Origin of the sequence: Cronbergia sp. UHCC 0137 (assembly GCF_034932285.1) — a bacterium.
Taxonomy (GTDB): domain Bacteria; phylum Cyanobacteriota; class Cyanobacteriia; order Cyanobacteriales; family Nostocaceae; genus Cronbergia.
The window spans coordinates 13,830-36,722 of sequence record NZ_JAYGHC010000041.1 but is presented as its reverse complement, the minus strand read 5'-3'; the positions used below and the strand labels follow the sequence as shown (position 1 = coordinate 36,722).

At 42.4% G+C, this 22,893-nt stretch carries 1 protein-coding gene (cut by a window edge); it reads right to left on the bottom strand.

The features are described 5' to 3' along the window. Window positions 1-22,893, bottom strand: part of the annotated coding region (locus tag VB711_RS19155) for a DUF4347 domain-containing protein (RefSeq protein WP_323287829.1) (this coding region is incomplete at its 3' end). Its footprint begins 10,302 nt before the window's first position; 22,893 of its 33,195 annotated nt are in view.

The following is a 22,893-nucleotide window of genomic DNA, read 5'->3' as shown; positions in this document are numbered from 1 at the left end:
CACTGCACCTAAAATATCAACGTCTTTTGCACCTTGGAGGTTGATAGCACTACCAGCTTGTCTGGTATTAACTCTGGATGTGGTGTGAACATAAACGCTAGAACCTAGACTGTTTGCCGTGTTTGTGCTAGTTCCATTGGCTAGATAACCACCCAAGATGTCAATTCTATCTTCAACGGTTAAGAAGCTTTCAATATATACCCAACCTTCGGAACGAATCTTCAGGTCAGAGTTTTGACCATTGACGTTGATATTACCTCGGAGAATTACATCATCGACAAATTCTAAATTAACTGCTGCATTGTCTGCGTTATTGGTGATAGTTCCAGTTAGGAAGAGGGAGAAAGCATCTGGTTGTAGGGGTTTCAGGTAGAGTTCATCGGGTAATCCTACTTCCAAATAATCATCATAGTTCGCTAAACGAGAAGTTCCAGCCACCATGTTGATTTGATTTTCGGTGGTAATTGCTCCCCTGATAAACAGACCATTATTTGCTGTTAAATCTAGGGTATCTGAGGTAATTGAACCCACACGCATATCACCGGAAATAACTTCGATGTCTGCATGACCTCCTGCGTCTACTTGGTTCACAAATAGGTCGTCTGTTGTCTCCTGAACATAAACGTTGCCTCCACTGACAACGGTTAATTCTCCATCAGTTACGGAATTAGTATTGATTTCTAAAACATCGGCAGCAGTACCAATACTACCCACCGCTTCTAATGTGATGTTTCTACCAATGACATCAGCCGTTGTATCTCCTGTGTCTACAATCGAGGTTAATGCCCGTAGACCGACATCAAATTGAGTTTCAATTACGCCAACTTTTAAGTCATGATCTAGGGAGTTAATGTAAATATCACCTTGTTGAGCCGTGATATTAATAGCACCGTCTAACAATAAATCAATATCAAGGTAGTTGGTATATTCGCCAATAGAACCTTGTGTTGATTGTAGATCGATTGCCGAACCACGAATATTCAGCAGATTTTTATTAATATCGGAAATTGAACCTTGAGCTTGTAAATCTACAGAACCATTGGCAAGAATACTATTGACGAATATATCGCCAGCAGGAACTTCAATGGTTACGTCACTACCAGCGTTAATCTTATCAATAGATAAGGAAGTGTTAGCAACTTGACGAATGTAAGTATTAGTTAGTGATTCTGCACTTAATTGGCTATCAGTACCAGACAACTCAATACGGAACGGAGTATTAGTCGTTGCCCCAGCAATAGTACCTTGAGACACCACTAATAAATTACCGATAGTGGTAATAGCTGCTGTATTTCCTGCGGTGTAATTATCAATGATGCTACCACCTGCCTGGAGTCGTACATCCCCACCAGCATTGACATGATTGATATTCAAGGTTCCGGCTGCCTGTACTGCAACGGCATCACCAGCATCAATAGTGGTAATGTTGGTAATCTCTATGTCAATATCATCAATTAATTGCAGAGTTAGGGATTCTACTACAGACTTATCCTGTACTAATTCTCCTTGAATTAGGTTGACATTCCCTACTCCGTCTGACGCATGATTTGCTGTTAGTTTTTGCCAAATGGTTGTATCACCATAGATTTGCTTACCTAAATCCAGGGTCTGATTTTGGCCTAAATATTTATAAAGTCCATATTCAACAGCGTTGTACTGCACCAGAACAGTTTGACCTGTTACTAAGGCTACTTCTTGCTCAATAGACTTATTGGTTTCGGTAACAAAATTGGCTTGTAATTTCTCCCACAAGGAAGTATTGCTGAAATTTGCCTCTGAGAGATCAACACCTGTGGCGTTGCTACCTAAATATTTGTAGGTGGCATAACTCACGCCTACTACATCACTCACAGAGGCACTGGAGAGGGTTTTCTTTTTATCAGTTGCTAAGTTGTTAAAGCCCCCAGATAGGTCAATAGCAACCATGTTACTGACTTGTCCTAACTGTCCTTGGGCTGTTAGGGTGACGTTGCGACCAATAATGTTAGCACCTTCTGTGTTACCAGCAGTTGGTGTAGTCCCTAATAAGTCGGCATTGGGATAGAGGAAGCTATATAAACCAGCAGACAAGGGATATTTTAAGGAATCTGCATCAAATAGTTCTTGCGCTCTCTCACTAACTTCTGATGAACTAATAGAACTTCCTTCCACAAGATGATCAAAAATTGAACCCTGGGCAGATTCTAAGTAGATATCTGCCTGGGTCACAATTGCATTCAGATTCAAGTCTCCTGCTATTTCACGAATGTAAATATTACCTTGTGCGTTAGCCCCTACACCACCTGTACCGCTGTCTACTCGTAACCATTCTGTTGTACTTCCTAATGCTCCAGCAGAGGTCTCAAGTTTAATTTCTTTACCACTGATTAATGAAGTGGAATTTTCTGCTGTGATGCCTTGGGGTGCATTTAAGGTGATAGTACCATTGCTGGAGGCAATATTCCCAACCACCAGGTTGCTATTAATGTTATCGAGAGAAACAATTGTTAAATTGATATCACCTACCGCTGTAGCGTTGACTGGTTGTAGACCACCTTGAACTTTTAAGTCAATATCACCGGATTGGGCAGTAAAATTCAAGGCTTGAAGTCCGTTTTGCACATCGGCGTTATTTATGGTATTGGCGTAGACAACACTTGAAGTATTACTATCAATGGAACTACCCGTTAATGACACTTTGCTATTAGGAGATTCGATGTCACCTTGCAGATAAAGGGCTTGTTTGCTGATGATAGATATCTGAGCGGAGTTTTTATTCGGTCCTTGAATGAAATCTATATCTATTGGATAGTCGGCTTTTAGGGTATTGGTGTAGAAGTCTTTGAGACCGGTGATGGTTGTAGTTTGGGTGTGAAAGGTTTTCTTTCTCAGCCAACCACCACCTGTAGTCCAACTTTCAACGTTGGTAGAGGAATTGACGTAGTTGCTATCAAACTTGTTATTAACTCTATCTGTAATGCTTGATGAGTTAGTTCCAATCTCTGTCCATTTGTTGGTGTCAGTGAAATCTTGGCTAGATAGAACTAAGTCTGCGTTATCGCCGATATAACGATAGACCTTGTTATTTGCAACATTTCTGACTTGGGAAACATTTTGGATCAAGTCTATGCTATTGTCGTTTACCTGTTGATATTCGATTGTGTAGGCTGGTAATGGAGTTGTACTATTCGGTGTTAGGGACTCTGATTCCAACAGTGGCTTTTCATCACGGAATTCTACGGTTTTCCAGGTATAACTATCATCTGCAACTAAAGCATCCCAATCAAAACCAAAGAGGTTAAAGCTCTTTTTCTCATATTTTCTAACTTCAACCTGGGTTTTTTCCTGTCCCTCTGTCCACACATACTGACGACCTGGTTTGGTTTGGTACTTGATATCATCTGTGAAGCTATTTGTGCCTGGAGTTCCGGTTGAGATATAAGTAATGGTATTAAGAGTAAACTCCTTGACATTGTTGGCAGTGCTAAAGGTATGAGTACCACTACCTACAGCTGTTAAATTAATGGCAGTGGGAGTAGGAGCGATCGCATTATTGTAGGTTGTCGCTAACTTGATGGTATTGGCATCGACGACAATAGCATAATAAGTAACATTATGATCTAGGTTGCCAATTTCTGTCCCGGTTGCTTTGTAAGTGATTGCTTGTCCCGTGGATAATTGATGATTCGCTAGGGTGATTGTACTATTGCTTGAATTAACTACATTGTAAATTCCATTAAAGTTTGTGGTTTTGATGTTATTGGCATCAACGGTGTACTCTACTTTCTTGAGAGTTTCGGTGTCGATGATGGTAATTTTACCTTCTCTATTAGTGGTGGTGTCAATGCGGTTAAGGATCAGTTGATAAATACTCTGGTTGTTAATATCAACGTTGGTATAACCATTGGCAACTTTTAATTGACCGTTACCTGTGCTGAAAATTTGCCCAGCCAAGGTAATTTCTCCGCCCTTGGGAACGATGTCATCCAGGATAATTGCCCGTTGATTGGCATCAAAGTAACCATCTACAGGTACATTTTCTGTGCCGAAACTAATACCTGATAAGACATTGCCATTATCATCAACAAAATTTCTAGTTTGATTACCAGGGTTAAAGGTAGCAGCAATATCCAGTTCAATTGTACTCACACCACTTTGAATTAGCCCGTTGACGTTTAAATAACGAGCGGTGATATTAATTGGTCCTTGGGCAAGGATGCGGGATTGGTTGCGGTTAATGGCGGTTTGTAAGTTCTGACCGTTAACGTTGGTAGCATCAGCATAGGTGTCTTTATCTGCTGTACCATTGGCATTGTAGACTGCTTGGCGTAGTAGATCGTAGTTGAGATATTGGCGGGGGTCTTGATTACTATGGAACCAGTCGTCTGTATTCAGGTTAAAGTTGCTGGCGGCGTTAATGGTGATGTTTTCGGCTCTGATTTCTCCAGAAACGTTAATACTACCTTCTTTGTTATCAATTAACAGGTTGCCAGATTCGTTAATGACATCACCAAGGATGTAAATATCCTGGTCAACGGAGGGGAGGTCAAAACCGCCTGTGTCGTATTGACTGTTAGGATAGGCATCTTGAACAATGGAGATGTTTTTGTCATCGGTATTGTTAACCTGATTACCAATTAGGACGTTGTTGAGATAAACGTTTCCGGGTTGCAGAACCGTGTATTGACCATCAATGATCCTGACTCGTTTGTTATCCCGAACTACTGCGTCGTTGACGTTGAGGGTAAATGGTGACTGGTTAGTGATCTTGATTTCTGCGCCGGCTCTGGCCACCAGTTGTTTATTGGTAATTAATGGTGTGATCGTACTGGAAGTAATTCCATCTGCTTCAATAAAGATAGAACCTGGGGCTGCGTAAATGTTGGGGAGATTGATAAATAAAAGGTCTACCTCTTGCTGTACCCTACCTGTTTGTGGGTCGATCAGACCAGAATCGGCGATCGCGTCATTGATGGCATCTAGTTGTACTTGATAACGAGCTACGGCTTCTGGATTGCCTGTATGACTGTTAATCCAACCTTCAATTTTTTCTTTTTGCTCTAATAGGAGGTTGCCTAAGCCAGCGTAGGAGATTGTTACATCATCTAATTCCGTGGGTTTGACCACATAGAATTTATCTTTCAGAGTATTCTTTAACTCAACCGTGGCATCGCTAGTATAAACTGTCAAATCGGCTAGATTTGGATTATTACCAAGGTTTTCCCATCGTAAACTATTGGAGTAATCTTCTGTTTCTAAAATGATTGAGTCAGCAGATCCGGTGGTCAGAGGTTTGTATTTGTAGTAATTGCCTACAGTACCACCTTGATAAGCATTAGCTACTACCTCAATTACTGTTCCAGTGGAAATACTAAAGGGAATGCTATCTAAATCCAATTTAGCGTATTCATAATTAGTATCTTGATCCAGTTGAAGATCGGTCTTTTCAGTAGCAGTTAATTCTTGTCCTAATTTGGCTGGGTCTAGCTGCTGAGTACCACCTACGGTTATAGGCTTAATTTGTACAACTGTTTTGTTGTTAATCCCGGCTTCAATGCTGACACTACCACCAATTTCAATTTGATTACTGCTGGTCACAGAACTACCGTCTGGGATGTTAAATCCGTAAGGCAAGAGGGAGATATTTAATACTAGACCATCAGTGGCAGCGCGATCGCCTCCTCCCAATCCTTCTTTGGCTACCAAACTAACATCTTCCAATGCCCTAATTTTCGATGTGCCTTTGATATCAATTTTATTGGTTTCGTTGATCTTGGCTTCCAACACGGGAATACTCAAGCCCGGACCAAAGGACACAGTGGTGATCTCTGCATTGGCGGAACTATCTAACAAGTTGGGAACAGCAAAACTATCTCTGCCTGTAAATAGATAAATATCACTTCCCTTGATGGTGGCATTATCTACGGTGATTTGGTTTTTAGCGTTGGTGGTTGTGCTGGCATCTCCGGCAGCAACTCCGCCAAACGCAGTGACAGAGAGTAGATTGGCGCTTGGTCTTAGTCCTGTATCGCTGCGGGTAGTTAGGTAAACATCCCCGGATTTGTTTTCTAAAGTGGCATTGTTAATATTAATCGCTGCATTGGTTTCTGCATCAATTCTAGATAAACCTACCGCTAAACTATATCCACCCACAGTTTCAATCCGCACATTATCAACGGCAGTGGCTTCGTTTAAGGTTTCAATTCTCAGAACTCCAGGGTTGGCATTTGTGCCGTTGACTGTAATGTTAGTACCGCTACCAATATCAACTACAGCCTCAAAAGGATTACTGGATGTGCCAATGTCTGTACCGCTTGTTAATACGGTGACGTTTCCAAGAGAAGCAGAGGCGGCGATGAGGCTTGGTTTGCCGTAACCACCAGTTCCTGATGGGGGTAAGGCTTGGGTGAGGGTTTGTTTAGAACCGGTGGGAACGCTGGCAACACTAGCGTCAAGGTTAATAACTGCGCCTATGTCTCCATCACTTTCTTTTTCTTTAAGTTTAATTGTGTCTTTGTCAATTACAGATACAAAGTAAGTCTGTCCAGCTAAAAGACCACCAATACTGCTGCCAGCACCATTGTTATAAACAACTTCCTTATCATTTTCAAATCCGTGATCAAGGATAGTAATTTTTTCTTCGGCACTATTGACATTTGCTAGTTCAATGGTTCTTTCAATGGTAGAACCTTGATCGGCGGTTTCGTCTTTGGATACTCTGTTGATAGCATTGATGATGACGTTATCGGCAACGACATTGGTGTTAGTGCCAATATCCACATTGGCTTTACTGGTAATCAGGTTCTTTGTGCCTGCACCAGTCCCAGCTAAGGCCGCTAAGGTAAAACTGTCGGCGGAGGAATCTACATCTTGGTCGTGGCTAGATGTGATGTAGAGGGTATCTACGGTTATTTTGGCATTGTTGCCAATTTTAGCTAAGGTGGCAAAGTCAGTGGTGACGTTGGACTGAGCGCCTGCTACGGCGATCGCACCACCGGAGGCGGCTACACTTTCTGCTAATAGGTCATCAGTGCTGAGGGCGGCGATTCTCAGGGCGTTCGCGGTGACTTGGGTTCCGTGGCCTATGGTTGCTTGTACTTCGTCAACGTTATTTCCCTTACCTAGAGTGATGTTAGACTCCATTGCTCCCAAGGCTGCCAGTCCGATCGCCCCACCATTGGAAGAAGTTCTGCTTCTGTTATCGGCGGTTGATTTAATGTCTATATCGCCGGTGGATGCCAGTTTTGTTCCCTCTACATAGGCTTTGAGTAAGATACCAATATTGCCTGTGGCACCGTTACCGGCCACTCCCACTGCACCACCGGAAACTCCAGCGGTGAGGGTTTTATCTATGTTGGCAATAGAATCTGCATGGATTGTGGTATTGACTGAATTAATAGTTGTGGTCAGATTGCCACTTGTCCAATTATCTGCCACTGCATCATTGTCAATCCAGGCTTGGATGGTGCTGTTAATTTCATTCTTAACTATGGCTACACCCAAGGCAGCACTGATGATAGATGCAGCTATACTCACCACTGTGGCATCACTGGATAGGTATGCGTTTTCACTAGCTAGGACATCTACATTTTTGCCACTGGTAATGGTAACTGGTCCTGAGATGTATGCGTCAACATCGTTATTAATAGTGCCGTATAAGCCCACACCACCACCAGCGAAGGCAAATCCACCGCCACTGACATCAACGGCAACGGAAACTGCCACTCCGGTGACGTTGCTGATGCGGGCGCGGTCAACATCGGCGGAGATTAAGATGTTGCCATTGGTAGATTCAATGGTTTTGGCTGTGTTGCTCTTAATGTATGCTTGGACGCTATTTTCGATTTTGTTAATTACATTAGATGCGGCTACGGATATTGCTCCTCCTCCCCAGACACCTGCGATCGCAGTTCCGATGGTATGAGCTTTGGTCACTTGGCTATCGGATTTGGCTTTGATTTCTATATTAGCCCCGGCTGTAGCTCCCGTATTTTCTAAGTAAGCATGGATATTGCTGGCTATTTTGCTGGTGGATTCTGCCCCAGCCCCGGCTAGAGCTAGACCAATGCCTACGGCGATCGCTACTGAACCGGCGAAGGAGACGGTTTCAATTGTGTCTTTGTTGGTGGCATAGACTTTGATACCTCCAGATGATGTGGCGGTGGAGTTGGCGATGTATGCTAGAGTCTCGTTGCCATAACCTGAGCTATCAGTGATGGAGTCGTAACCAATTAAGTTTCTAGCCAGGGAAACACCAATCGCTCCTGATGCTGCTATTAATGAGCCAGAACCAGCTACTCCCACTGCCCCAGCCAATGCCGAGATGTGTGAGGTGCTTTGGGCATCTAGTTTGATATCGTTGCTATTCCCACCTTTGGTTTCGACAACACTGCTATCAATATAGGTTTTGACGCTGTTGTTAATAATGTTCGTGGATTCTGAACCGACCCCAGCCAGAGCTAATGAACCGGCTAAGGAGGGAGCAACGGCGATCGCTACGGATACGGCTACGGCATTGGAGGTGATGGTTGAGCTTTCAATGGCTGTTAATGACAGTGAACCATTTTTGGCTTCTACTTTGTCGTTGGCACTTTGAATGTAAGCATGAACATCGTTGTCAATGTCGTTACGAGCTATACTTAACCCAATGGCAGCAGCGATCGCCAATGTGCCAGTAAAGGATACTCCTACCGATGCAGCCCCGACTCTGGCGGTAATGTCTGTGGTGTCTTGGGCTTTTAAGGCGATGCTGTTAGCAGAAATTCCTGTGCCATCTCCATTAATAAATGCTTTAATCTCCGCCGCAACTTTGTTTTCAGCTACTGCACCAGCACCAACGACAGTCAGGGCAAAGTCTCCACTGGCCGCTATCCCTAATGCCCCTGCACCCACATCGGCAGTAATTTTATTTTTCGTAGTGGTGGCGGTTTGAGTTAATGCTCCCCTAGCAGTAATGCTGGAATTTTCGATGTAGGCTCTGACCTGAGAAGGTGATTTTGTCGTTCCCGATGTGAGGAAGTTAATGTCATAGCCGATGTAATTTCTGGCTAAAGATCCACCGATGGCTGCTGATCCTGCTCCTCCACCTCCAGTTCCAGCCACACCACCAGCGATCGCTACTACGTCGGCATCTATTGTGTTATCCCCTGTGGCGGTTATGGTTACATCACCTACATCACTAATCGTACTGCCTTTAATGTAAGCGTTGGTATTAGTGAGGATGACATTGGTGGCTTCTGCTCCCCCACCACCCAGGGCTACACCAGTGCTACTGCCAATGGCTACGGAGATGGACACTGCGGCGGAAATGGCAGTAATCGTAGCTGCTGATTCGGCGGTGATAGTGATGTTATTGCCAGTGGATGAGGCGTTGGCGTTATTGATGTAGGCGTTAATGTCGTTATCAATGGTATTTCTGGCTAAGGAGACACCCACGGAAATCGCTACGGCTGTTCCACCCCCAAAGGTGAAGCCTAATGACCCACCACCGGCATCGGCGGTAATTTTGGAGGTGTCTTTGGCTTTGATGGTGGTTAATCCGGCGTTGGCTACTAAGGTAATATTGTCAATGTACGCCTGAACGGTATTTTTAATCTTGTTGGTGGCTTCTGCTCCTGCACCACTCAAGGCTACGGCGGTACTACCACCAATTACTCCACTGACAGATACGGCTACGGAATCGGTGTCAATGGTGGCGTTGGATATGGCTTCTAAGGTGACTTCTCCGGTGCTGGCTGTAACTGTATTTTTATTAGCACCAGCGATATAAGCCTCAACGACGTTCTCTATGGTGTTGCGAGCCAAGCTGATGCCAATGGATGCGGCTATCCCCAGAGAACCGGCAAATGATACGGCTACTGCGGCTGAACCGACGTAGGCATTGATGACGTTAATATCATTGGCTTTGAGGACAATGCTGTTGGCTGTGATCGTCTTTGTCCCATCTACTGCGATGAAGGCTTGGACATTGGCGGCAATTTTGTTTTCGGCGGAAACACCGGCAATACTGCCGTTAAAGGAGGTCTCAGCTTTGGCTGATATCGCCAAAGCTCCCGCGCCGACTCTGGCTGTAATGGTTTCCACACCTGCCTTACCTGCGGTGGCTGTTTGTGTGAGGTTGCCACGGGCGGTAATTGTGGAATTTTCAATGTAGGCTCTAATATCTGTGGCTGATTTATTCCCATCTTGGTCGTAACCAATGAAGTTTTTGGCTACGGATACACCAATTGCTGCTCCTGTTGCTCCTGATATAGCCACCACCGCAGCGGTAATCTTAGCAGTATTTTCGGCAGTTATGGTTACATCAGTGACGTTATCAATGGTGCTATCTTTGATATATGCGTTGGTATCGGTGAGGATATAGTTTTTAGCATCTGCTCCCCCTCCACTCAGTCCCCAAGCTAGGCTACTACCAATGGCGATCGCAATGGATATGGCTACACTCCGAGCGGTAATGGTGGCATCGGAGTCGGCGGTGATATCTATGTTGTTGCTGGTAGATGAGGCTTTGGCATTGTCAATGTAGGCGGAAACCTGGTTATTGATGGTGTTGGTTGCCTGTGCCACCCCAATGGCGATCGCTACTGAACTGCTGCCACCACCGGAAACTGCTAGAGTCCCACCACCTGATTCGGAAGTGATATCGGAAATATCTATGGCTGTAATTTCGATTTTGCCACTACCTGTCACCAGGGCTTGATCTTTAATGGCGGCTGTAATGATGTTGTCGATTTTGTTATCACTAGCAGCCCCATTTCCCGCTAAGGTTACTGATGTACTTCCCCCTTTAGCACCAACAATTGAACCAGCTAAAACGAAGTTATCAATGGTGGCATCGGATGTGGCTTTGACAGTAACTCCACCAGAGGTAGTATCAACTGTGGTACTTGCCCCTTCAATCAAGGCCTCAATGGTGTTGTCTATGTCGTTGTTGGCGATGGATGCCCCAATACTAGCAGCACCACTAGATCCAGTACCCAAGGAAACAGCGATCGCAAATCCACCGGCATCGGCGGTAATTGTGGAAATATCAATGGCTTGGACTGTAATATTTGCCGTGGCATCAACATCGGCGGTGTTGCGAATCTTGGCAGTGATGCTATTTCTAATGGTGTTTTCTGAACCAGAACCAGTTCCAGCAAAAGTGCCAGTTAATCCTGTGGTGTTACTAGCAAGTGAACCACCACCACTCAAGCTCAGAGCCTCCACTGTGGCTGTTGATTTAGCTAAAAGGTCAATTTTGCCGTTGGTGGTACTAACTTTGGCATCATCAATGGTGGCGTTGATGTTGTTGGTGATGTCGTTGTTGGAGATGGCGATACCAATGGAACCTGAACCACCCGCTTTACCAAAGGAGAAAGCTAGGGCGATCGCTCCGGCATCGGCATCTATTTTGCTATCATCTACAGCACTTAAAGTAATGTTGCCACCGCTTGTCACTATGGAATTGTTATCAATTCTGGCTTCTATGATGTTGTCAATGTTGTTACCTGTTCCTACGCCAGCACCAGTGAAGGCTAAACCTGTGGATGTACTTGATGAGCCAATGGCCACTGCTCCAGTCCAAGCCACTGCACTAATATGGGTAGTTGATTCAGCGTCAAGGGTGACATCTCCGGCGGAGGTAACTTGAGAATTGTCAATTTCGGCGCGGGTGTCTGAGTCGAATTGATTATCGGCAACGGATATACCGACGGAAATAGATGTCCCACTGGTTTGCCCCAGGGCTACGGCGACGGCAATTCCACCAGCGTCGGCATCTATTTCACTGTCATTTAAGGCGATTAATTCTACTTTGTTACCACTTACCTCACTACCATTGAGGATCATAGATTCAATGGTCTGGTTGATGTTGTTACCAGAACCTGCCCCAGCCCCGGCAAAACTAAAGGCACTGGTGGTTGTGGATGAACTACCAGCACCTGCCAACGAGATGCTGATAGCCTCGATTTTGGCTGTGGATTTGCTGTTGAGGGTAATATTGCCACCAGCAGTTACCCTGGCATCATCAATCTTGGCCTTGACTTTAGTCGTAATTGAATTGTTGGAAGCCGATGCACCAAAGCCAATGGCTGTGCCGGATAATGTCGTAGCACGGGCTGAGGCGATCGCTAACCCACCGGCGATCGCTAAAATATAACTATCATCAACGGCACTGAGTGCCACCGCACCTGTAGTCACCACACTACTATCTGCCTGGATTAAGGCCTCAATGGTGCTATCAATTTTATTTTGTGAACCGGCACCAGTGCCACTAATGCTAAAGGCACTACCAGTCATTGACGAAGCGTCAGAAGCCGTACCACCAATGCTCACAGCATATAATTCGGCGGTGGATGTGGCATCTAAACTCACACTAGCTGCTTGAACGATCGCATTACTCAAATAGGTGCGGACATCGTTATTTATTTCGTTGACAACCACGGCTAGACCAAAAGCCCCGGAAGCAGCATTACTCAAATTCCCTCTTACCAAGGAAAGATTAACTGCTCCTGCCACTCCAATTACCTCAGAATCATCTGTGGCTGTTAAAGATAAATCACCACTGGTCAAGGTAATTGTGGCATCTTTAGCAAAGGCTTCAACAATATTGTCAAACAAACTCCAAGTTACAGAACCCACACCAGAGAAGGTATTTAAGCTTGCGCTAGCTGCTCCTGTTGACGTTGGGTCTTGTTGCACTCTTGCCCCAGCCAAGCCAGCGGCCACACTAATAATCCGGCTCTTTTCTTCGGCTTTGAGGGTGGCATCTTTGGTCGTGATCACCGTTGCTCCATTAATAAAGGAGCGGGTGTTGTGTTCAACATCATTGGTACTCACCGCACCGGCTAATCCCACCTTGGTGGTCTGTTTTTGATATTTAATTAATGATGTCGCCCCAGAACCAGCCCCAAAGGCTGTGTCATTTACGCTGTAAAGGTCAATTGCTCCCAGAGATTGACTAGGTGCGGAAACTCTCACCGTACCTGTGCTATTGATATATGCCTGGGCTTTTTCATCGGCATCTGTAACAGATACACTACCTGCAATCCCTAAACCAAATCCAGTGGGGGCAGTAGTCGCATTTGTACCTGATGTAACACCATTATTTTCATCATCAGCTTCTCTGGAGACATATCCCGCTAAGGTGGCTGAAACGATATAGCCACTGTTGCGAGCATTCAAATCTAGGACATTACGACCTTTTTCATTGAGAAGGGTACTATCTCCCGTAATGTCAATATTGAGATTAGAACCTGTATTAAAGTTTTGAATTTCTCCCGTTTTGTTAAAGATATCTAGGAACGCAGCAGCTTGTAGATAGGCAAACAGATCATTAATGGTTTCAACATCCACACTGTCTTTAAGTTGGGCTTCATTGCCAATTACTGCCAAGGTGTTGCGAATGACCTTATTCACCGCCACTGTTGCACCTATACCCAAACTACCAGCCGAGGCTTGATGAGCACCAAAGTAATTGATTCTTCTCACATCACTATTGGCATCCAAGTAGATTGGACCACCAGTAATAGTTGCACCACTACCAATTTGAGCGATCGTCTCACTGGCGTGTAGTGTCCAGCCTCCTGTACCAGTTACTCCCTTTTCATCCGCTTGTCCTCCAGCTTGGTTGAGGTCTAGGACAAATACGTTTTCTTGAGCTGTAACTTCCAGTCCATCACCTAATGCTCCTGTATGCACTTTAGCGGCATCACTGATTTGGGCAATGGTTTTATTTGTCATGCCTTGCAACAGTACCGATGCACCAAAGCCACTTTTCGCCCGATTACCATAGATATTAAATATTTCTTCCCACTGCTTTCTTCCTCCCTTTTCAACAGGATTTCTTGTTCCACCTTTATAAGCAACATCAAGGGCTAAATCCAGGTTGATAATCCCTGCCATATTTAGAAGGGTGATATCAGTGGTAGCATTTACCGCAACAGATTGGGTGTCGTTTTGGACATTTTGATTAATTTGCGCGCCAGAACCAATGATTGCTCTTGAGTCATTATCAAATAAGTTCATCGCCAAGGTAAGAGCCAATGCGAAGTCAACCCCTTGAGAATTACCAGTTACGGCCTTGGTTGCTTTATCTTTAGTGTATTTGACCTTACCCTTATTTTTGGTCGTAACAAAAGTATTGAAGAAGTTATCTAATCCCAGTTTGCCACCCAAAAGAATGTCAAAGGCTAAATCCGCCCATTTACCGATCGCCTTTGATCTGGTTTTTTGGTCTGTGGAGTTGGTATCTTCTGCCCAGCTTTTCGGTGCGAAGGGATAAGTTAAGACAGAGGTAACTTGTAGTTTACCGACGGCATCAATAATGGCATTATCGGCAATGGTGGCTTGGACGTTATTGGTTAACATACTCAGGGAAAAGGCCACGGCAACATTGCGTTTACCTTCATCTAAGCTGGTCGAACCCTCAGCTAAGTTTTGGTAGAATTGACTGCCTGAAGCACTAACTAGAATATCTGCACCGGAATTTAAACGACCAGAGACGATCGCATCAATATCGTGGTCAACTATATTGACACTGACAGATAAACCCAAAGCATTTTGATCTTTGCTATCAATTTTGCCCAGACCACCTTTTAAGGCATCTTTGGATTTATTGGGATTGAAGATGTTTAAGAAACCTGCCCCAGCAGCAGCCATTAAGCCTAAAGGAGCATTTCTAATTAAGTCTCTCCATTTGGGGTTAGAACCTAATGCACCTTTAGAGTCGGCCACATCCGTTGATTTTTTCAAGTCAGCCTTGATAAATATGCCCGCAGAATCGGTGGAGACTTCTGTTAAGGTATGTTTGCCAATGATTGGTTCTGCTAAGAAGGCCTCTTCTTGGGTTGCTGCTAGTTTGAAGATGTCGTTATAGATGAAGGCGTGAGTACCAATACCTAAATCTGCGATATTTATGGTTACAGGAGTAGAGGCTGTAGCATTAGCTTTAGTTTCCGCCAATTTAATTGTATTGACATCAACCACAACCACATAATATTTACCCTTGTTGGTCAAACCACTAACATCTGTACCACCACTATTGAGTTTGTAGGTAACGCTCTGTCCTGTGGAAAGTCCATGATCTTTTAGGGTAATCGTGTCTTGAGATGGGTCAACAACGCTATAGAAGGTATGAGCGCCACTACCCAAGCTAGTTAGATCTTTGACTATGGGAGTAGATGCTGTGGCATCACTGTAGGTTGCCGCCAATCTAATAGTGTTGGCATCATCCACAATGGCAAAATAGGTCGTTCCATCATCTAGCCCACCAATTTTTGTGCCAGTCACTTTGTAGGTGATTCTTTGTCCAGTAAAGAACCCATGACCTACTAGGGTGATTTTATTATCATTTAAATTAACTACGCTGGCATCACCACTATTAAACTCTCTCGTTGCCGCAAAACTATGATTACCATCACCCAAGGCGTTTAAATCTATGATGTTATAGAGATAATCAAGTGCAGGGTTAGAAGTCGGATTCCCAGTGATTGCACTATTGTAATCTGTCGCTAATTTAATAGTATTGGCATCGACAACGATCGCATAGTAATCTGTTCCATCTGCTAAATTACCAACGCTAGTCGGACCATTGAGTTTGTAGGTGATTTTTTGCCCGGTATATAGCCCGTGATTGGTTAAGGTAATTGTGTTATTGTCTAAGTTAAGTACGCTTTCACTGGCACTATTGAATTTCAATTCCCGGAGATTATCACTTCTAAAGTCTTTGCCAAGATTAACTACATAGTAATAATCGCCAGAGGTAAGATTGCCAATAGTTTGGGGTGTGCTTACCTGATTATTGCCTTGATAGAGGACGCGATCGCCTGTTTTGAGTCCGTTATCGGTAATTGTGAAGGTTTCTTTGGTCGGATCAACTATTTGGGTGTTAGTGGGATCAAAAGCTATGGAACTGGTACCGTAGGCGAAGGATTGAGTTCCTGTACCCGCACCAGTTAAATCTATAGCTGTGGGATTATCAGCGATCGCATTGGCAAAGCTGTTTGCAAGCTTGATCGTATTTTCGCTGTCCCGAATCACAAAATAACCAGTTTTATCAACTAGATCACCATTTGCTGTACTAATTGCTGTACCGCCACTACCAAGGTTGTAAGTAACAAAGTCTCCAGTGGATAAACCATGGCCAGTTATGGTAATCGTGTCACTGCCAGTATTGACATTGGTAGCATCTTTTGTGGTCTGAATGAATTTTTCATAGGCTAATTGATGACCAGTTCCCACCGCCGTATTTACATCTAAGGCGTTACCTATGGCTGCATCATCAATGGTATCTGCCAATTTAATCGTATTACTGTCAACAACAATGACGAAATACTCTTCTTTATGGGTCAATTCACCAATACTGGTTTTGCCATTGGGATCGCTGGTATAGGTGACAATTTGACCGTTAACTAACCCGTGATTAGGAATAGTTAAAGTTCCATTACTTTGATTAACAACTGCGGTACTAGAACCATCAAAGGTTAAAAACTTCTCTGGACTGAAACCATGATTACCACTCGTTAATCCAGTGGTACTAATATCAATGGCATCACCCTTTAATTTAATTGGTTCTGCTTCCAGGGCTGCATTATCAGTTTCTGCCAACATGAAGCGATTGGCATCAATAGCGATCGCATAATAATAACGACCATCCAAAAGTCCCTGAATTGGATTATCTCCAGATGTCAATTTATCTGTGACAGCAAAACTGTGCAACACATCGGAGGAAGCCACAGTTAAATTTACATATTTCCCAATTTCTGCATCACTTTCACTCAGAGCCAGTTTAATGCGATTACTATCTTCAACTATTGCCCAGTAATCTTGACCTGCAACCAATGGAGTATCAATGCCATTACTATCATATTTAATTGGTGTTCCCTCAACTCCCAAAAAGTCTGTCTGATAAGTGATTTTATCTTTTGTTTTTAGACCATGACCAGCTAGATAAATTGTATCATTTTTTAAGTCCAGGTCAGAGGATACAACTAAATCAATTGCCACACCATTTTGAGCATCAGTTTCCGATAGCGCGAGTTTAATTCCCTCATTCCCATCCTTAATAATGTAGTATTTTTCGTTTTTGTACAGTGGGGAATTGAGATAGAAAGAATCTCTGTAAATCGTTGTGGAGGGAGCGATCGCAGTTTGTAACCCGGCTAAAGTAATTGTATCTCCAGTCTTATAACCGTGGTTAGTTTTGGTAATTAGATTATCCGTCAAATTAACAGCACTACTATTTGCCGTACTAATTAAATTAATGGCAATGCTATTGTTAGCATCAGTACGATTCAGAGCCAGTTTGAAGGAATTGCTATCATGAACAATTACAAAATATTCATTGTTGGTGTCTAGGCTGATATCCAGGAATCCAGCACTGTATGTTGTCGTATCTTCACCACCATGGAAAATTGTTGTTCCTGCACCACTGTAGCTAGTTGTATTAGCACCATTGTAAGTAGTATCAGTAGTACCCAATATTGTAGCTAAGGTAGTGAGATTGATTGCTGCACCAGTTTGATAGCCGTGACTAGATTTAGTAATAATGTTCGTACTAACATCAACATTACTAGATTGGGTACTAACCAAATCAATGGCAATGCCGTTAGTTGCATCAGCTAAGGTTAGTGCCAGTTTAATGGAATTATCCCCATTATTAATTACATAATACTGGCTATTTTGATCAAGGGTGACACTTTCTAATAAAGCACTTAAAGCATTCTGATCAATTACATTTCCAGTGCTATAACCATGAGCAGTTTTGATGATGGTATTGGTCTTGGTATTAACATTATTCGATTTCGTCCCAGTTAAATCAAGGGCAATGCCATTGTTGGCATCGGCTGAAGAAATTGCTAGATAAATAGAGTCGTCATCATTTTTAATGACATAGTATTGGTTGTTTGTGGACAAACTGATATCTAGCAGAGCATTTAAATCAGTGCGATTAATTGTCGCTCCAGTTTGATAACCATGGGCGGTTTTTGTAATGGTGTTTGTAGATGTGTTGACATTACTATTTTGTGTGGATGCAATATCAATAGCAATGCCATTATTGGCATCAGCTTGGGTCAGTGCTAGTTTAATTGTATTATCGTCCGTGCGAATTACATAGTATCTATCGCTTGCATCTAAACTGATATCTAGCAGAGCTTTTAAAGCGGCTTGGTTGATTACCGCTCCAGTTTGATAACCGTGACTACTTCTGGTAATGGTATCTGTACCTGTGTTGATATTATTAGCAAAAGTATCACTGATATCAACAGCAATACCATTGGTGGCATCAGCTTGGGTCAGTGCCAGTTTAATTGAATTGTCGTCTAAACGAATTGCATAATACTGGGTATTTTGATCCAGGGTTAAACCTAGATTTGTGGGAACTGCATATAGGGTATTGGAAGAGACTCCTAAATCAGCTAGTTGATTAAAGGTGATTTCATCCTTAGTTTGATAGTTATTACTGCCAACAGTAATTTTATTATTGGTGACATCTATCAATCCTGATTGGGTAGGAATGACAAAATCAATTGCTATCCCACCAGCAGCATCAGCCGCGGACAATGCCAGTTTAATTTTGTTAGGAGTAGCAACATCTTTGATAATGTAGTAAGTCTGATTTTTAAAGAGTGGTGCTAGGAAATCCGCGCTGTAGGTGGTGGTGGCAGGGTTAAGTAGAGTTGCTAATGTAGCCTGATCAATAGCAGTTCCAGTGGTATAACCGTGAGCGGTTTTAGTAATGATATCTGTGGTTAAGTTAACATTACTAGATTGGGTATTGATTAGGTTGATGGCAATACCGTTGGTGGCGTTTTCTTGGGTAAGTGCCAGTTTCAGGGAGTTGTCATCAGTTTTAATGACATAGTATTGGCTATTTTGATTGAGGGCTAAGTCTGTGACAGCCTTACTATAGCTGGTTGTAGTAATATGTTGGGAAGAGTCTTTATAGGTTGTTGTGGTTGTATCTAAAAGAGCAGCTAAAGTAGTCAGGTCAATAGCAGTTCCAGTGTTATAACCGTGAGCGGTTTTAGTAATGATATCTGTACTGGTATTAACTTCATTAACTGATTTTGTATCAATCAAATCAATAGCATTGCCGTTAGTGGCATCAGCTTGAGTAAGTGCCAGTTTAAAGGTATCATCACCAGTTTTAATGACATAATACTGGCTGTTTTTGTTGAGGGGAGTACCAGAGTTGAGGAGATTTTCTAAGGCACCTAAATTAATGGTATTGCCAGTTTTGTAGCCGTGGTTTAAGACGGTAATGGCATCGGAGAGCAAATTGACGTTGCTAGATTTTGTATTGTTAAGGTTGATAGCAACACCATAATTGGCATCGTTGGGAGTAAGCGCCAGTTTAATCGTATTTTTGTTAACAACAATCACATAATACTGGCTATTTTGATTGAGAGATATGTCTTTAAACACTCCACCATAGCTTGTGGTGGTAGTATTAACGATATTTCCTAAATCACTCAGATTAATCGAATTTCCAGTAGTATAACCGTGGGCAGTTTTGGTAATGAGATCTGTAGTGATATCTACAACATTACTAGCTTGGGTTTTAGTTAGGTTGATGGCAATACCTTTATTTGCATCATCTTGGGTAAGTGCCAATTTGAATGAGTCATCACTATTTTTAATTACATAATATTGACTATTTGTATTTAGCGTAAATTCAGAAGTTGTTCTGTCTGTGTAGAGTGTGTTGGTGGGGATTCCCAAGTCAACCAGTTCTTTGTAAGTAATTGCTTGAGCATTAGTGTAGCTGTTATTATTAACGGTAATTGAGTTATCTATAGCATTAGCAAAGCTACTTAAATCCGTTTGGTCTTTTGGTTCAAAGGTGATATAAGTTAATGTTTCTACTGGATCTGCTACGGTGGGATCAGCTTCATAAAGAATGCGATCGCCCGTACTGAAACCATGGTTGGTAACAGTAAAAATATTCTTATCACTATCAATAATACTGCTATTTTGAGGATCAAAGGTAAAGGCAGCAGTTTCATAGCTGAATTTATGATTACCTGAACCGACGGCACTGATATTAACAATAGTTCCTGTATCAGTATCAGTATCATATCCGATCGCATCTTGGTAAGTGGTGGCTAGTTTAATGGTGTTGTTGTCTTCCTTAATCACAAAATAACTATCACCATTCCTGAGAGCAACATTCGCACTACCACCTAAAACGCTAATGGAAGTCCCACCATTATTATTGTAGGTAACAAGTTGACCAGTATATAAGCCATGGTTAGCAATAGTAATAGTATCATTAGCAATATTTACTGCTGTTGCACCATTAAATTGGGGTGTTTCTACTTGCTGGCGATTGTAAAATGATAGTAAATGTTCTTTTCCTATAGTGACTGTTAAATCAACTGGAGTCCCGCTAACAATACTATCTTGGGTTTCCGCTAATTGAATTGTATTACTGTCTTTGACAATAACAAAGTATGTACCACCAGTTTGCAGATCACCAATTTCTTCATCTTCAGTGGTCTGCTGATCAGCGTAGTAAATAACTTGTTGACCCTGTACTAATCCATGATTGTTGATAGTAATGGTATTCGCATTATCATCTACAGTCTTAATAGTATTACCGTTAGCATCTTCATTAGTGTTAGACCCATCAAAAGTCACTGAATCAAGACGACTAAAACCTTGTGTAACTCCACTATTAACTTGACTATTATCAATATCAATTACACCATCCAAAGCATTTTCTGGAGTTAGGGCAATAGTTTTATTATCTAAAACCAAAACATCATAAATTGCTCCCTTGGTGAGTAATCCTGCCGGATCTAAATCATTACTATAAACGAATTTATCACCTGTTTTGAAATTGTGATCACTGTCAAAACCAATGGTATTGATCCCAATCTTATTCTTGTCAATGCTGTTTTTTTCCTTGGCGGTAATCAATCCACCTGCATTGATATTGCCATTTATTGTAGTAGTAATATCAGTTTCATCTACGTTAGTAGCAACACCAACCCCTACTTTTCCATTCACCCAAACAGAGGTTTTGGCTTTGGCTTGACTATCAACAGAACCAACAGCATCAATCTTAACATTACCAGTTGCATTGATTGTCGCGTCTTTACCAAGGCTTGCTTTAGATGTGGTGTCAGTAACTGCTACTGCTACAGCATACCCCTGTTCAACAATATCTGCGGGTGGTTTAGTATCACCCAGTTTTTTATATATTGTACTCGGAGTTAGAAGTGTATTGGCATTCGCAAAGACGTTAGCTTCTACTTTTGCAGTTGTTTTAACATTGGATTTGACGCTAACACTACCACCGGCAGTGATGACTGTATTGCCATTAATAGAAGTTTCAGCTACACCCTTAGCATTACCTCCAGCACCGGCAAATCTGATTTGTTTACCTAGCGCTCTTGATAATGCTAACTCAGAAACGCTGCCTAACATACTAATTGCTTCTACGGAGCTATTAACCTCCGCGTCAGCAAGAATAGTTATGCTTCCACTACTGGTGATGGTTGAGTCATTGACGGTAATATAGGACTCTGATTTACGAATTTGTACAGCCAGGGGTATACCTAAGCTTTGGAGTTGATAAAATACAGAGTCATCTAAGTTGAAAAACCCAAAAGCCTCTGTTACAGCTTGAGGAATATCTTTGGTGTAGGCAACATCTTTAGCGGCAGATTTAATCTCAATAGTTCCACCTCTAAGAGTTGCTTCATCTAGGGTAATTTTCGATAGCTGAGAAGTTCCACCAAAGGCTAAAGCTAAACGAGTGTCTTGGTCATAGGTTTCGAGTTTAATATTACCTGCTGTATAGTTACTACCACTTTCTACTTGAGCTAGTAACTTAGCACCGTTCACGACAGTTGTACTTGTATCACCAATGGTAATATTTCTGGCTTTCATGGTGATATCACCAGATTTGCCTATGGAACTGGCAGAAATATAATTGCCAGCATTAAAATCTGTCGCACTAATTTGGCGAGTCAGTAATGTGGCACTATCAGTGATGCTGATATTCTTAGCCGTAATATTAATAGCGTTTAGTCCTAGTCCACCAATTACACCTTTAATGGTGACATTATCTAGATACTCTAGGTCATCTAAAAGTAAATCTTCGCCTAATATAAAGCCGGGTCTGGTTAATTCAATGGTTAAACTATCAGTACCACCTGCATTATCACCTTTGATTTTTCTACCAGTTTCAAGGATGAAATCTCCATCAATTTTGAGTTTGACATCTCCACTAATTATTAAGTCGCCACCAGAAATTATCAACCCATCACTATAGGTTTTTTCACCGCTAATTGTGGTATCGGTATTAATGGTGTGAAAAACAGAATCAAAATTCGCCAGGGTTGGATTTTGCCAAGGGAGAATGGCTTCAATATCACCAGTTGTAACTTCTAATTCCCAATCTCCACCTTGATTTTTACCACCTGTTAAATCATCAGATGCAGCTACATCTGCTCCTGTAATTTGACTCAAATGTTGAACTAGGTTTATACCCTGTTCGTTTGCAGCAAAGTCACATCCATAAAGGAGAATATCGGCATTTTCAGTTAAGGAACTACCCCATGCTGCTAAGTTATTTTGATAATTTTGCAGTGTATCGAAGTTCAAATTGGTAGAACCCAATTGTAAATTTCCTTCACTACCGTGGGTAGCAATGTGAACTGCATCTATTCCTTGATGTCTTTTTAAAACTTCGCTAATTTGAAAGACCCCATCTTGGGTTAGGTCTAATGTAATTACTTCAACATTGGAATTAATTCCATCTATTAAACTCTGATAGTTATCAATGTCAGGAGCAATGAAAAGGATCTCTTTGGTATTTAAGTTTAAAGGTTCGATGATTCCAGATTTATTGCCCAAGTCTAAAGGGTTAGAATTGAGATCAGCCGGATTAATCAAAGATTCGTTAATGTTATTTTCTAGCAT